This is a genomic window from Pseudomonas sivasensis (genome assembly GCF_021391435.1).
Lineage (GTDB): Bacteria > Pseudomonadota > Gammaproteobacteria > Pseudomonadales > Pseudomonadaceae > Aquipseudomonas > Aquipseudomonas sivasensis.
Window position 1 is genome coordinate 3028220 of sequence record NZ_CP090029.1, and the last position, 12516, is coordinate 3040735.

10 protein-coding genes are annotated in these 12516 nt (G+C 61.9%); 2 read left to right on the plus strand and 8 right to left on the minus strand.

The annotated features are described in order from the left end of the window. Positions 1-53: 53 nt before the first annotated feature. Both LRO94_RS13650 and LRO94_RS13655 read right to left on the minus strand, forming a co-directional pair. The gene (locus LRO94_RS13650) at positions 54-533 is read right to left on the minus strand and encodes a nuclear transport factor 2 family protein (protein ID WP_095184891.1); all 480 of its coding nucleotides are present in this window, start codon (positions 531-533) and stop codon (positions 54-56) included. Between the two features lie 41 nt (positions 534-574). Next, positions 575-1138: a TetR/AcrR family transcriptional regulator gene (locus LRO94_RS13655; protein ID WP_095185029.1), complete on the minus strand. Its 564-nt coding sequence runs from the start codon at positions 1136-1138 to the stop codon at positions 575-577. 123 nt (positions 1139-1261) lie between these two features. On the opposite strand from LRO94_RS13655, the gene pssA reads away from it, so the two are divergent. Further along, positions 1262-2605, plus strand: coding sequence for a CDP-diacylglycerol--serine O-phosphatidyltransferase (gene pssA, locus LRO94_RS13660; protein WP_122763678.1), 1344 nt, complete (start codon positions 1262-1264; stop codon positions 2603-2605). A 122-nt stretch (positions 2606-2727) separates the two neighbouring features. Beyond that, positions 2728-5622: a hypothetical protein gene (locus LRO94_RS13665; protein ID WP_233897043.1), complete on the plus strand. Its 2895-nt coding sequence runs from the start codon at positions 2728-2730 to the stop codon at positions 5620-5622. Here LRO94_RS13665 and efeO (LRO94_RS13670) read toward each other — a convergent pair. The 6 genes from efeO (LRO94_RS13670) to LRO94_RS13695 form a co-directional block, all read right to left on the minus strand. Beyond that, positions 5520-6341 carry an iron uptake system protein EfeO gene (gene efeO / locus LRO94_RS13670; protein ID WP_032891279.1) on the minus strand — a complete coding sequence of 274 codons (822 nt, stop codon included), beginning with the start codon at positions 6339-6341 and terminating at the stop codon, positions 5520-5522. The two genes, LRO94_RS13665 and efeO (LRO94_RS13670), sit on opposite strands and share 103 nt — an antisense overlap. Before the next feature lie 28 nt (positions 6342-6369). Next, a complete protein-coding gene (efeB, locus tag LRO94_RS13675; RefSeq protein ID WP_179179045.1) occupies positions 6370-7674 on the minus strand; it encodes an iron uptake transporter deferrochelatase/peroxidase subunit in 1305 nt (434 codons plus the stop codon). Between the two features lie 15 nt (positions 7675-7689). Then, on the minus strand, positions 7690-8892 hold the full coding sequence (gene efeO, locus LRO94_RS13680; protein WP_122681567.1) for an iron uptake system protein EfeO: 1203 nt from the start codon (positions 8890-8892) through the stop codon (positions 7690-7692). 10 nt (positions 8893-8902) lie between these two features. Continuing rightward, complete coding sequence (gene efeU, locus LRO94_RS13685; RefSeq protein ID WP_032891284.1) at positions 8903-9748, minus strand: iron uptake transporter permease EfeU; 846 nt, start codon at positions 9746-9748, stop codon at positions 8903-8905. A 115-nt stretch (positions 9749-9863) separates the two neighbouring features. Beyond that, a complete protein-coding gene (locus LRO94_RS13690) occupies positions 9864-10856 on the minus strand; it encodes a hypothetical protein (RefSeq protein WP_122763673.1) in 993 nt (330 codons plus the stop codon). Then, positions 10853-12451: a J domain-containing protein gene (locus LRO94_RS13695; protein ID WP_179179044.1), complete on the minus strand. Its 1599-nt coding sequence runs from the start codon at positions 12449-12451 to the stop codon at positions 10853-10855. Before LRO94_RS13695 ends, LRO94_RS13690 begins: the two co-directional genes overlap by 4 nt. Positions 12452-12516 lie beyond the last annotated feature (65 nt).

The following is a 12516-nucleotide window of genomic DNA, read 5'->3' on the forward strand; positions in this document are numbered from 1 at the left end:
ACTCAGCGTAGGGAGGGGGCTTGCCCCCTCTCACATTTGAACCGCACCAGGTTTTACAGGCCGAGATCGGACAACCCCGGATGCTCATCCGGGCGTCGGCCCAGCGGCCAATGGAACAGCCGCTCGCTTTCCATGATCGGCCTGTCGTTGATACAGGCAAAACGGTTGGCCATCAGGCCGTTTTCGTCGAACTCCCAATTCTCATTGCCGTAAGAGCGGAACCAGTTGCCGGAGTCGTCATGCCATTCATAGGCATACCGCACGGCAATGCGGTTGTCGGTGAAGGCCCACAATTCCTTGATCAGCCGATAATCCAACTCCTTGGCCCATTTGCGCGTGAGAAAGCCTTTGGCTTCTTCGCGGCCATGGACGAATTCGGCGCGGTTACGCCACTGGGTGTCCAGGGTGTAAGCCAGGGACACACGTTGTGGGTCGCGGGAGTTCCAACCGTCTTCGGCCAGGCGGACTTTTTCAATCGCTGATTCGCGGGTGAATGGCGGCAGCGGCGGGCGTGTTTCTGGGGTGGATGACATTTCAACGCTCCTGTTTAGACAAAGTGGCTCGGCCAGTGCATTCAAAGCCCTAATAACGTTCGCGCCATGCATTGCGCGTTATCAGCAGCGGTTGTATCGCCCATGACCAAGGCAACGGTAATGGCGCCATCGATCAGGATCAGCAGGTGTGCTGCCTGCCGTTCGGGGTCGCAGGTGCCATGGGCTTGGCACAGTTCAAGTGCGTACTCGAACAGTTTCTGTTTATGCGCTTTGGCCAGCAGGCGCACCGGGCTGTGCGGGTCGCCGGTTTCACCGCTGGTGTTGATGAAGGCACAGCCGCGAAAATCCGCCGAGCCGAACCACGTCCTGAGCGCGTCAAACAGCGCGAGCAGGCGTTCGCCGCTGCCGTCGACGCGTTCCACTTCGCCACGCAGCCAGTGCATCCAGCGTTCATCGCGGCGTTGCAGGGCCGCGATCACCAACTCGTCTTTATTGGCGAAGTAGCGGTAAATACTCTTGCGCGAGACGCCAGCGGTTTTCACCAGAAAGTCCATGCCGGTGGCGGCGATGCCGTGGCGATAGATCAACTTCTCGGTGACGTCGAGGATAATGTCGCGGGTTTCATTGCCAGTAATGTCGTTCATGTCGCACACAGTAGAACGATCGTTCTTCATGGTCAATGGGCTTTTTCCTACGAGGCAACGAGACCTGAGCAACCCCATGGTGTAAGCTCGGGGCCTCTTCGGATTCGACCCATTGCGAGCCCTATGCCGTCGTTCTTCAAACGCTCCCTGTTGCCCAAACTGCGTGGTTTCCCCCTCACTCCCGACGCGCTCGATGTGCTGTCCGGTGCGGATGCGTACCGCCGCTGCCTGCTGGAAAAAATCTCCCAGGCCACCCGGCGTATCTACATCGTGGCGCTGTACTTGCAGCAGGACGAGGCAGGGCAGGAGATCTACGACGCCTTGCACGCCGCCAAGGCTGCACGGCCGGAGCTGGACATCGTGGTGGTGGTCGACTGGTTACGCGCCCAACGCGGGTTGATTGGTGCGGGCAAACAGCCCGGCAACAGCGCCTGGTACCAGGCCATGACACAGAGCCATGCCAGCGAAGTGCCGGTGTACGGCGTTCCGGTACAAACCCGCGAGCTGTTTGGCGTGTTGCACCTCAAGGGCTTTGTGATCGATGACAGCGTGTTGTACAGCGGCGCCAGCCTGAACAATGTGTACCTGCACAAGTTCGACAAATACCGGTTTGACCGTTATCACCTGATCCACAGCAAGCCCCTGGCCGATTCGATGCAGCACTTGGTGGAACACGGCCTGGTAGCGTCCAAAGCGGTGCACCGCCTCGACCTGCCCAACCCGCCCACCACCCGCAGCCTGCGCAACGACATCGGCGACCTGCGCAGCCGCCTCAAGCACGCGACCTACGACACCACGGCCGGGCAGTTGCCCAATGGCCACCTGTCAGTCAGCCCGTTGCTCGGCGTCGGCAAGAACAACCCGCTGAGCCGGGTGATCCTGGAGTTGATCGCCAGCGCCCAGCAGCAACTGACCATTTGCACGCCGTACTTCAACCTGCCATTGGCGGTCACGCGCGAGATCAACCGTGCCCTGGCGCGTGGCGTGAAGATCGACATCATCGTCGGTGACAAGACCGCCAACGACTTCTACATCCCACCCAGCGAGCCTTTCAAGGTCATCGCGGCACTGCCATACCTGTACGAAATCAGCCTGCGTCGCTTTGCCAAGCGCCACCAGCCGATGATCGACAGCGGCCAATTGAACCTGCACCTATGGCGCGATGGCGACAACACCTACCACCTCAAAGGCATGTGGATCGACCAGCGTTACACCTTGCTCACCGGCAACAACCTAAACCCTCGGGCGTTCCGTCTCGACTTGGAAAACGCCTTGTTGATCGACGATCCCCAGGGGCAATGGTTGGACCCACGGCGGACCGAGCTTGAGCAGATTTTCCAGCACACCACCCGCATCGACGGGTACGCGCAGTTGCAGACACTGGTGGATTACCCCCCGGCGGTCGGCAAGTTTCTGCGTCGGGTGAGCCGCGTGCGGATCGAGCGACTGCTTTACCGGATCCTGTAATCCGCCGCAACGCAACGCGTAAGGCGGCAAGACTCGGCTTACATTCAGCGCGTTTAAGCTTTCCTTAGATTGCCTCTCCAGACGAAGCCGTATTCCACGGCCTAGCGCAGAGAGGATTGAATATGTTGACGCCACTGTCGAGCACCGGCTCGCCCCCTCCATATGCTGTGCAGGCTCCCGTAGTCGGCGAAGACAGTGCCAAGCCCACGGTCCAGCAGCCGCGCCTATGGGCCGCCCCGGCAAACGTCGCCAACCTTGCCCAGGCGCCGCGCCTGAGTCCCGAGCTGGTGGAGCGGGACGCGCTGGCCGAGCGCCTTGAAGCCGGGCTTGAAGACCTGCCAGACGGCGCACGCACCGACTGGTCCGCCGAGGCCTGGGACGTTCCACTCACATCGTCACTGCTCGCGCGCAGCCAAGCGGCGATGGAGCGTTTGCAGGCATTTGTGTCTCGCCCGCAAATGCTCGCCCTGCTGCAGCGCGAACGGTTCGATTGGGACGGTAAGCCCTTTCGAGTATCTGAAGGCCGCCTTGAACGCTTGAGCCCGGTGGGGGGCTGGGTGAATCTGACCCATTACGTCAACGACGTAGACACGTTGCGTGATGAGCTTGCGGCGTTGACCCCACTGACCGAACCACTGGGGAATGCCGTGTACTCGACGCCACGGGTTGACGCACGCCAGCTCCTCGAATTGAAGGGGCTGGGGTCGCCACGCACCGTGGCCGAGACACGCAATGTCATCCGCTGGTTACGGCTGTCGCTGCCGCCGGCGCCCGCAGTGGGTGACTACACCGGGCCATATTCCCCCGACACGTTGAGCGAGGCTGATAAGGCCACACTGACTAAAGTCGCGCGGATCAACCTGGACGACGTCAAACCTGGGCACATCGGTGGTTATTCGATCTATCAACCGGCGAATATGGGCCGTTCGTTGAGCGAGGTGCGGCGCGATATCGAGCAGCACCTGCAGCAATATATAAAGCTGACGCCCGACCTGGCGGCGCTGGTCACCCCGGTATTCCTGGCGCAAGCGGCGCCGGAAATGCTGGTCAAGGAAGTGCCGGACACGTTGCGTATCGGCACTCTGGCCTGGATGGAGCTACGCCTGGGCTGCACGCTGGCCGATCATGCTGCGCCGGGCACGTCACGGATGATGAGTGAACACCAGGTCCGTGCACTGACGACCCTGGTGCCCACCAGTGAGGCACAAGCAGAATTGATGCAACTCAATGCGCTGAAAATCCTCGCTGACTGGGGCGTGTTGAACGGCGCCGTCAGGCTGCGCAGTGACGGCGAGTATTCGCAACACGACCTCCAAGAGGCGTCGCGGGCACTGTTCAAACAGCAAGAAGAGACGGCCGAGGCCTTCGCCAGCGCCAGCGTGGAACTGCCGACGCGCAAGGCGCTGGCCATCCGGGAGTTGCTGCGAGTATTCCCCGACAGCACGGCGTCTGAGCTTGAGCGCATGAGCCTGGAACTGGCCAACGGCAAAGATCGCCGCAACGCACCGGTCACCGAACCGCGCAGCCGTTCGCTGGTGGAAACCTACATGACCGGCGACCTCACACCGGGAAAGTGGGTGCTCAGCAAGCATTTGCTAGCACCGCCGACGTCTGCGCAAACGCCCTATCAGCCAGACCGCGCGCCGCAGGTGGCGGAGGGCGCCCTGGAGTTACTGGATCGACGCATTCGTCATCTGCCCGAGCTTGAACCGTTACTCAAAAGCACCGTCAACCGTCACCTCAAACAGCTCCAGGGCGCCTATGCCACGAAGCTCAAATTGATGTTTGCCCAGTTACCCCTTGCCGAGCGCACGTTGATCGAGCTGGGCAAGGTCGAATTGTTCACCCTGCGTGGCGAAACTGGCGTCGTTCAGGTCGAGGAGACCCAGGCCCGCAAAGATGCGCAGCGCGGTCGCCACGCAACCCTGATGCGTGTGGAGCATGACCAGACGGTGGCCTATTACGAGGTCTTCGCCAGCGGCGAGCTGATCAAGCGTACAGACCTGCCCGACGCCATCGAGCTACACGGCGTGATTCGCAAGCAGCGCATCAGCGCGCCCCATGGTTCGGTGTATATGCCGATAGTCCGTGGCACACAGATGCCCTTCGATCTTGCTGCCTACACGACCGGCTCTGCGCCACGGCCGGAGGCGATGGCGTCGTCGGTTATCGTTGAACCGCTGGGGGGAGCGATTGCGCCAGGCGAGTTGCCTGCCAACCACACGCTGCAAAGCTTCGTGCCCAACACTTATGGCTCGCGCAAGATCGCGGCCATTGCCGGCAGAATCGCTCAGGACAATTTCTATGAGCCCGCCGAGGCTCTCTTGCAGCGCGCGCGCGAGCCGTTACCACTTGAAAAACGCCGGGAAGCCCGGGCCCGCGAGCACGAGTTTCTATTGGGGTTTGTGCCGTTCCTCGGTGCGTACCAGGCGTTCAAGCGTGGCGATATCGCCCAGGGCCTGGGCAATTTGACCGTGGATATGATCGGCGTGGCCATCGGCGCCGGCGGTCAGGCGAGTGGCCTGCTGCGTTCGGCCAAGGCCTTGCTGCCCAACCCGGTGCAGCGACTTGCCACGCGGTTCAGACCCGCGGCCGCTACGGCGAATACGGCTAAAGTCGCGGCCAGTTTCAGCGAGCGCGCGTTTGACTTCATCAAACACTCCGGCCTGTTTGCCAATGCCGCGTTAAACCCGCTGGATGGTTATCCGCAGATGATCCATGCCGCGACGAAGGGCCTGGTAAAACTGCCGGTGCTGCTGGCGGGGGGAGCGACGAAATGGGGCAAGACGGCGCCGCATCTGCTCACGGCTGAAGAAAAATTGCGTACGTACATGATGGTTGCGGGGGGCCAGGCGAGCAGCGCCGAACCGGTGATGCCCCGCGCCGGAGCGCGGGACATGGCGTCAGGTCTTGATCAGTTCAAGCCCAGCTTGCCGCGTAGCGTCGACAGATCTTCAGCCAGCGTGTTCACCGGGCCTACCAACGCCTTGCGGTCGTTGTCCTTGACCTTATCGTAGGTCTCGAAACCGCCGTCCTTGGTCTTGTACTTGGCCAGAACCTTGTCCACGGTGGCGAAGTTCTTGTCGACCTTGGCCAGGAAGGCCTTGTCCTGTTTGTCGATCTGGCCACGGAACAGGTCGACGATTTTCTTCGCACCGTCGATGTTGCCCTGGAAGTCATACAGGTCGGTGTGGCTGTAGCGGTCCTCTTCGCCGGAGATCTTGGTTGCGGCGACCTCTTCCAGAAGGGCTGCGGCGCCGCCCACGACTTTTTCCGGCGGGAAGGTCAGGCCGTCGACCCGGGTCTTGAGGTCGTTGACGTCGGTGTTGAGCTTGGCCGTCAACGTTTCCAGGCCCTTGGTTGAGTTCTGCGAGAACAGCGCGTATTCGATGCGGTGGAAGCCGGTGAAGTCTTCGGCAGTCACGCCTTTTTCGTGGTCGTCGACACGGGAGTCGATGGACGCATCCAGATCGCTGAACAGCTCGGCGATCGGCTCGATGGACTCATAATGCACGCGGGTCGGCGCGTAGAGCTTCTTGGCGGTAGCCAGGTCGCCCTGGTTGATGGCGTCGGTAAACGCTTTGGTTTGGGTGACCAATTCACCGATTTCTTCGGTGACGTAGATCTTGTAGTCCGACACCGGCCCTACCAGATCCAGCGGCGCCGTGGTGGCGGCGAAGGCGGCCAGGGGTGAGAGGGTCACTAACAACGACAACGCGAGGGTCGACTTCTTCATAGGGCGGTTTCCGCTTTGGGGGTTGGTTTCAGGTGTTGGCAGTGGTTTGAGGGGGCGTCGCGGCAAGCAGCGTGCGACCGATGAAATCCTTGGGCCCGGTGACTCCCGGCAAGGTGAAGAAATACCCGCCGCCGACGGGCTTGAGGTATTCCTCCAGGGGCTCGCCGTTGAGTCGGGTCTGCACGCTGATAAAGCCTTTCTCCAGGTCAGCCTGGTAGCAGATGAACAACAGCCCCATGTCCAGCTGACCGTTTTTATTGACGCCGTTGGAGTAGTTGAACGGCCGACGCAGGATCAGGTTGGCCTGCGTCTGCGGGGTACGCGGGTTGGCCAGGCGGATATGGGCATCGAGCTTGGTCAGCTTGCCTTCCGGGTCCTTGCTGTAGTCGGGCACCTGGGATTCTTTCTGGCCATCCATGGGCGAACCGGTGGTCTTGACGCGGCCAATGATGCTTTCTTGCTCCTGCAGGGGCGTGCGGTCCCAGCGCTCGACGAAGTTGCGGATGATGCGCACCGCCTGGTAACTGCCATTGGCGGCCCAGGCCGGTTCGTCGCTGCCGGGTTGGACCCACACAATCTGGTCCATCGCCTTGTTGTCGTTGGAATTCGGGTTGGCCGAACCATCACGGAAACCCAGGAAGTTACGCGCGCTCTGCGCCGGCTCGCCGGGTTTGGCCGGCGCCTGCGGCGGCACGCTGCCTTCCTGTTTCCAGCGCACCAGCAACAGGTCGGGCAGGTTCTTCACGATGTCGCGCAGGGCGTGGATATTGGTGTCCGGCGTGTTAGAGCTGAATTGCAGGCTCAGGTCGCCATGGCACTGCGCCGGCTCCAGCGCATCGTTGGGAAAACCGACCATGCGGCTCAGACGCTTCGGTTTGGCGGCGCCCAGGCCGAAGCGTTCATCAAACAGCGATTCGCCGACAGACACGGTGATGGTCAGGTTGTCCGGTGTGACCACCGGCCCAAGGATCCCGGAATCGGTGGGCGGCAGCTTCGGGTCGACCTGGGGCACGGTGCCGCCGGTCATCAGAAAGCTGATGCGTTCGTTCAAGGTGCGGAACAGGCGCTCCAGGTCTTCACGGTCGCTGGCCAATACGTCGAACGCCACCAGCATGCCGCAGGCCGGGCGCGGGGTGACGATACCGCTTTGGTGCTTGCCGAAAAAATCGTGGTGGTCCTGGGTCTTGTCACTGCGCGGTGCGGTAGTGACTTGCTCGGCGGCGGCCGCCATGGCCGGGCAGGTCAGGGAGCTGCCGGCGATGGCCGCGCCGGTGGCGGCCATGCCCAAGAGGACACGGCGGCGTTGGGCTGAAAACTGTTCTGAGTCACTCATAAAATTCGGTCGTCTTCACTGCAGGCCGGAAAGGCCAAGGGCGGGGTCGATTCCATCGAGTGCATCGGCCAGAGCCTTGGCCTTGTCGGCGATCTGCTTGCGCTGATCGGCGGTCACGCTGTCGTACGTGCTGTAACTGTCATTGACCTTGAACCCCGCGAGCTCGGCATCGAACGCGGCGAGGGCGTTGTCGATGTCAGGCAACAGGTCGGCAGCGGACTTGGTCAACAGTGGACGCATCAACTCGACCACTTTGTGCGCCACTTGCAGATTGGCGGCGAAACCGTTCAGGTCTAGGTGGCTGTAGCGCTCTTCCTCACCGCTGATGGCGCGCACATCGGCCAGACTGTTGAGGTTGCGCACCACGATACTCACCAGTTGCTCCGGTGGCAGCGATTGAGCCAGCAGTTGCTGCTTAAGCGTGGTGACATCGGTCACCAAGCGCTGTGCCACCGGGGCCAGGCCGTCGAGGCTGCGTTGCTGGAACAGGCTGTATTCGAGGCGATGGAAGCCGCTGAAGGCCGGGTCCTGTTCGCGTTTCTCGAAGTAATCGGCGCGGGCGTTGATCGCGTTGTCCAGCTCTGCCAGGCGTTGGGACGCCGGCGCCAGTCGTTGGTAAGCCTCACGGGCCGGCGCATACAGGGCCTGGGCCTGCGCCAGGTCACCGGCGTCGATTGCTTGTTGCAAGGCGGTCGCAGCCTTGACCAGCGCGCTACCCTGGCCGCTCAAGTACACGCGGAATTCCGACAGCGGGCCGATAAACGCCACCATCGACGGCTTGGCCTTGGCCTGGGCATCGGAGGCTGCCGTTGGCGTCACATGCAGGGTGCCACGGGGATTGCTCAACAGGCCGCAGGTGATCGCATAGTCGCCCGGCAGCAGGTTGGCGTTGATCACCTGGCTCAGACCGGGGGCAATGTTTTCCCGCTCTTCGACCACCAGGACGCCGTCGAGGATTTCCCATTCCACCGCGCGGTCGGAGCGGTTGATGATACGAAAGCTCGCGCGCCCGGCCGGAACCGTCAACGCATTGGGCTCGCAGGCGTGGCCATGAATCGTTACAGCGATCTCATTGCTGTTGGTCTGGCGCTTGGCGGCGGCCAATTGCGATGCGTAATAGAACAGGCCACCGGCGGCGATCATCACGACCACCGAGCCGGCCACCGCCCAGCGCAGGGCGCGGGGTGGCGAGGCGGGTTGAGGCGTTGGGTTGGACAAGAGACGGTCCTTACTGGCTGGAAACGGAAGAGGGCATGTTGGCGGGTTTGGCCGGTGCGGCAGGCAGGAAGAACATCACCAGCGCGACCACCAGGTAGATCAGGTAGGCACCCAGGGTGCTGACGGTCGGCGCTTCCTGGTAGCCGAACATGCCGGCGAGCACCGAACCCAGAGGGCTGTCCATCGGCAATGCGGCGCTGAAGTCGAACAGCACCGTTTGCAGGTGGTTCCACACGCCTGCTTCGTGCAGGGCCTGCACCGAATTGGCCAGAATGCCGGCGGCGACCACCAGGATGAACAGGCCGGTCCAGCGGAAAAACGCGCCGAGGTTGAGGCGCATGCTGCCGGTGTAGATCAGGAAACCCACGATGATCGCCAGGACCAGGCCGAGCAAGGCGCCAATCGGCGCGCCCGGGCCCTCGCTTTGCTGGAACACCGCCAGCAGGAAAAACACGGTTTCCAGGCCTTCCCGGGCCACGGCGAAGAACACCATGAGGATCAGGGCCGTGACCTGGTGTTTGGAACCGGTCAGAGCCTGATCAAGGGAGGCATGCAGGGAATGTTTGATGGAGCGCGCGACCTTGCGCATCCAGAACACCATGGAGCTGAGAATACCCACGGCGACCAAGCCGACGATGCCTTCGAACAGTTCCTGTTGTTTTTGCGGGAATTCGGCGCTGACCAGCTCCAGGCCACCGCCCACCAACAAAGCCAACGCGGCGGCGAGGAACACCCCGATCCACACCGCCGGCATCCATTGGCCGCGGCCAGTCTGTTGCAGGTAACTGGCGATGATGCCAACGATCAATGCTGCTTCAATGCCTTCGCGCAGCATGATGAGAAAGGGGACAAGCATTCGGCACCAGAGCGTAACTAGATAGGAGCCTAAGTTGTAACATAATGATACTCATTGCTAAACAGGAAATATTGACGTTTGCTGAACAGTGGCTGAACGACCAAGAGAAGGCCGCTCAGTAGTCCTGTCCGACGGCCTGGTTATAGGCGTCCACCAGCAAGTCAAAGCGCCGTTGTGTTTCAAAGTAATCAGCGTTTAGCCGGTCTGGATCGGGGGTTTCGCTGGAATGCTGGGCAAGTGCTTGGAGCGCGCCAAGGTAGTCGTAACCGGGTTGTTTAATCCGCTGCCACAACTGTTGGGCCTTGGCTTCGGAGGTCGGTAGGTTGGGGCGCAGGTACCGCTGGGCGTAATCCCAGGTCTGCTGTATGTCGCTCAATGCGTCCGCCAATTGCTTGGGGGATCGTGGGTCAAGGCTGTGCATCGTGTCGCGGGTCTGCAGGATCAGGCCGGCGATAAGCGCCATCTGGTGTTCGTCACGTACCTGCAAGTGCTGCAGTTGTTGCAGGCGTATCCGGCGGTCGGCTACGTCCACGGCGGCGCGCAGTTCGGATGAGACCGTGAGGAATTTTTCCGCCACAGGGAAGAACTGCGCATCGCTGATCGCCCGCTGCGCAGGGGTGAGGCCAGGGACGGTTGCGCTGGGGTAGAAGTCGAACGCTTTCACCGATGAATAGACCTGCAGCAGGTGGTCCATATAGTCGTTGCGAAGCGCGGCGATCTGCGGCAAGTATTTTTGCAGTGCGCTTCTTTGCGAGGACGTCAGCAGGCACAGGTCCGGGCGTTTGGCGTCGTAGTCCAGCAGGCTCAATTGCGGGCCTTGTGTGCGCTGATACAGCTCGGGGAAACGCTCGATGAACGCCAGATTCGGGTCGTTGGCGCGGGGGCTGCGGCTGCGGTAGTTGAAGTACGCCACTCGCCAATTGCTGTCGACTCGGTTGAGGCAGTCGATCACCGGACGCAGCGCCTGGGCTTGCTGGTGCTCAAGCGCTGCCGGGCGGTTGGCCCAGGTTTTCAGCGGGGCGAGCATATCGGTATTCGTCAGCAGGCCCACGGTGCTCAGCGCCAGGGGCACGAAGGTGCAGAGGGCTGCAAAGGTGATGCGGTTCATGGTGTACACCCCGGCGCGCCAGCTTTGAGTCCGCTGCAACGGCTCATCAAGAACGGCTGCAAACCCTCATCACGGTGGATACGTTGATTGTTTTCGTACATCTGCGCGGCGCTCAGCAGCAGGGCGCCGAGGCCCAGGCCGATGGCCCATTGACGCGTCGACGGTCGCGCCGGCCAGCGCCACGTCAGTGCTGCACGTAATCCCGGCCGACCAAGCACGCGCTGCGCCAGGCCCAGGCCCTGCAACGTCAACACATAGCCCGCCAACGCGTAGTTGCCGAGGATCATCCAGATCAACAGGCCAAGCACCCAGCACGGCAGAATCTCGCGGATCACCAACGGTGGCGGCCGGCGAAAGCTCAGCCAGGGCGACAGGTGCACGGCAAGCCGCTCATCGATTTCACCAAAACCGTCGGTGGCCGGACGCCAGATCGCGAGGATGAGCAGCGCCGGTATAGCGATCAGGAAGGCCCAGGTAGGGGCCATGCCGAGGGATTCCATCAAGGTGTGGTCGGTCATTTGCTGGTCGTGGATCGCCCAGCCGACGGCCATGCCCAGCAACGCCACAAACATCGGCCAGGGGCGGCTGATGCGTTCCCAGTCGCGCCAGAAGTAGGGATCCTCACCGGGCATGTGTGCGCACAGGGCCGGGTACTGGTTGAGCAGGGTTTCGCTGAGGGTGCGGCAGGCGTTCCAGTCGGATTCGCCGAAGCGCCGGGCAAAGCGTTGGCGTTGTTCCAGCGTCATGTCGCCGAACAGCAACCTGGCCGCGCGCGCCTTGGGGTCACGGCTGTCCAGGCTGGCCTGGTGGTAGACCTGTGCACTGAAACGCTCCAGTACATTGCGTTCCTTTAACGCCGACCACTCAGGCTCGGGGCAGTGGTTTTCCAGGTACTGATCGGACCAGGCCTGCTCGGTGCACAGGGTTTCGAACAGCGCCTCTGACCAGAAGGTGCTGGCCAGCAGCGTGCGCGCGAGTACGTCATTGAGCCGCGCATGGCGCGCCAGGGGCTTGAGCCATTCGGTGTTATGCAACTCGATCAAGGCCGCCGTGAAGGCCTCGACCTGTTGTTGATTGAGTAATTCGGTGAGCGTGTGCTCGACGTCGGTAAACATCTGCTCCAACAAGGCAGCCAGACGATAGTCGGGCAGTCGCACGGGTGTTTCCCGTTGCCAGGGCGTGAGCCAGTGCAGATGAGTGACGGCCCAGGCCGCAATCGCGGGTTCCGTGCCATTCAGGCAGCGTTGCAGCAGCAGGGCCTCAAAAGCCTCGGCGCATCCAATGTGCTGGGCCTGCTCATAGAGACGCGCAAGATTGGCCGGTGTGGCGTCGTCCACCAAGGCTTGCGCCTGGTCCAAGCGCGTGTCGGGCTCGGTCGTAGCGGGCTGCACTGTGTCGACCGGGAGCGATTGCGGCACTTCGACGGGCGCTTCGTAACGGCTCCATTGCAGCGCGTGCTCATAGGCCTCGCGCAGGCGCTGGAAGCCGACAGGGTCTTCATCCGGGCGATGCTGTTTGAGCAACACCGCGTATTGGCGCTTGATACTGCGAGCATCGGCGTCGGACGGCAGCCCAAGTACTTCCCAGCAACTCATCGATTCCACTCCCTGTCGGTAAAAATCCCGGCGCAGAATACCCGAGACCAATACCTCGGTGCCTA

Bases quoted from the DNA above. Each gene is read 5' to 3' on its own strand.
- LRO94_RS13655 (WP_095185029.1), bottom strand. From the start codon at position 1,138: ATGAACGACATTACTGGCAATGAAACCCGCGACATTATCCTCGACGTC.
- LRO94_RS13665 (WP_233897043.1), top strand. From the start codon at position 2,728: ATGTTGACGCCACTGTCGAGCACCGGCTCGCCCCCTCCATATGCTGTG.
- pssA (WP_122763678.1), top strand. From the start codon at position 1,262: ATGCCGTCGTTCTTCAAACGCTCCCTGTTGCCCAAACTGCGTGGTTTC.
- LRO94_RS13695 (WP_179179044.1), bottom strand. From the start codon at position 12,451: ATGAGTTGCTGGGAAGTACTTGGGCTGCCGTCCGACGCCGATGCTCGC.
- efeU (WP_032891284.1), bottom strand. From the start codon at position 9,748: ATGCTTGTCCCCTTTCTCATCATGCTGCGCGAAGGCATTGAAGCAGCA.
- LRO94_RS13650 (WP_095184891.1), bottom strand. From the start codon at position 533: ATGTCATCCACCCCAGAAACACGCCCGCCGCTGCCGCCATTCACCCGC.
- efeO (WP_032891279.1), bottom strand. From the start codon at position 6,341: ATGAAGAAGTCGACCCTCGCGTTGTCGTTGTTAGTGACCCTCTCACCC.
- efeB (WP_179179045.1), bottom strand. From the start codon at position 7,674: ATGAGTGACTCAGAACAGTTTTCAGCCCAACGCCGCCGTGTCCTCTTG.
- LRO94_RS13690 (WP_122763673.1), bottom strand. From the start codon at position 10,856: ATGAACCGCATCACCTTTGCAGCCCTCTGCACCTTCGTGCCCCTGGCG.